Consider the following 1,519-nt stretch of genomic DNA (forward strand, 5'->3'; position numbering starts at 1 on the left):
CATCCCGCCCCGCTCCGGACCGGCCGAGTAGGGCACGCTCCGCTTCGGTGACCATCTGGTCGTCACCGCGGGGTCGGCCTGCAATCCCCCCGGCCGAGCAGTGTGCGCTTCAACGACCCGTGCGTACGCGACCGTCAGGCCCCCACACTTCCGGCGGTTTCCAGGGGTCGTTGCAACACGTCGTCGGTCTGGTCAGCCGCGAGCAGTTCATGCAGGCGCTCGGCTGGGGTTTCCCAGCCGAGCGCCTTGTTGCGGCGGGCCTCCCGGTTGATCGTGGACGGGCTGCGGACCGGCTCGACCTACTGGGTGGTTGCCTGGACGTCGGTGGCTTTGAGGAACGCCAGGCGGTGGTTGAAGCGGATCGGGTAGTAGGTGTCGTGCCCGACGACCAGGGTGCGGTCGTCGGGCGCGTCGCCGTTGATGTTCTGGTCGTAGAAGTAGTCGGCCCGCTCGGGAGTGGCGGCGACGGCGAGGTACGCCTGTCCGGCCGGGACGGTCGCGCGCAGGGGCACCACCGGCAGCGGTTTGATGGCCGGGTAGGGCGCGTAGGCGGCGGCCTCGGGGTAGGCCCGGCCGTAGACCGGGATGGTGGCGGTGCCGGGGCGCGGGGCCAACACGGTGGTGGTCCCGGCGGCCCCGGTGCGCCGGTCGGTGCGGGCGGCTCGCCCGTTCGGGTTGGCGAACCAGCACTTCTGGCCGTCGTACCAGATCGCCGTCCAGTCGCCTTGCTGGTCGGCGACGACGTAGCGGGCGCCGGTGGAGGCCTTGTCGCTCCAGTCGTCGGCCCTGGTGGTGGCGCTGTTGATCAGCGGGGCGTCCGAGGCGGGCCGGGTACGCAGGTAGACGAAGTTCTCGGGGCGGGCGGAGACCCCGCTGACGGGGGGCTCGTTGGTGCTGTCGAAGGGCGGCGCGATGGTGACGGTGTCGCCGGGGCGGGGCGGTGTGTCGGTGCCGGCGTCCAGCGGGGCGTGCAGCAGGTCGAGGTAGTGGGCCCAGTCCCAGAAGGTGCCGGGATCCCAGTGCATGTCGGCGATGGCGTCCTGAGTGGGGCCGGGGACGTCGTCGTGGCCGATGACGTGCTGGCGGTCCAGCGGCACGCCGAAGCGGTCGGCGAGGTAGCGCACCAGGGCCGCCGAGGACTGGTAGAGCTGCTCGGAGTACCAGGTGGGGCGGTCGGTGGGCAGGGCGAAGCCCTCGTGTTCGATGCCGATGCTGTGCATGTTGACGGTCTTGTTGCCGGAGTGCCAGGCGATGTCGCCGGTGTGAACCAGCTGGGTGACGTGGCCGTCGCCGGCGCGCACCAGGTAGTGCGCGGTGGCCTGTTCGCGGGGGTCCTGGAAGGCGGCGAGCGCGCCGGCGTAGTCGCTCTCGGTGTCGTGGATGACGAGGTAGCGGATCTGCTGGCCGTCGTCGGGGCGGTGCGCGGGGTTGTAGTTGCCGAAGGAGGTGGGGTCGCCGGGGTCGGTCAGGGCGTAGGCGGCGGGGATGAAGTCGCAGCCCAGCCCGGGCGGGCACTCGG

Annotated in this window: 1 protein-coding gene; it reads right to left on the bottom strand. The window is 71.8% G+C overall.

Annotated features, from left to right (window positions below; all coding sequences use genetic code 11):
- Window positions 1-299: 299 nt before the first annotated feature.
- Window positions 300-1,519 (bottom strand): N-acetylmuramoyl-L-alanine amidase (locus ACIRD3_RS40515; RefSeq protein WP_402227145.1); only part of this gene is annotated, 1,220 nt, incomplete at its 5' end.

It is taken from the genome of Kitasatospora sp. NPDC093550, from assembly GCF_044764985.1.
Taxonomy (GTDB): Bacteria; Actinomycetota; Actinomycetes; order Streptomycetales; family Streptomycetaceae; genus Kitasatospora.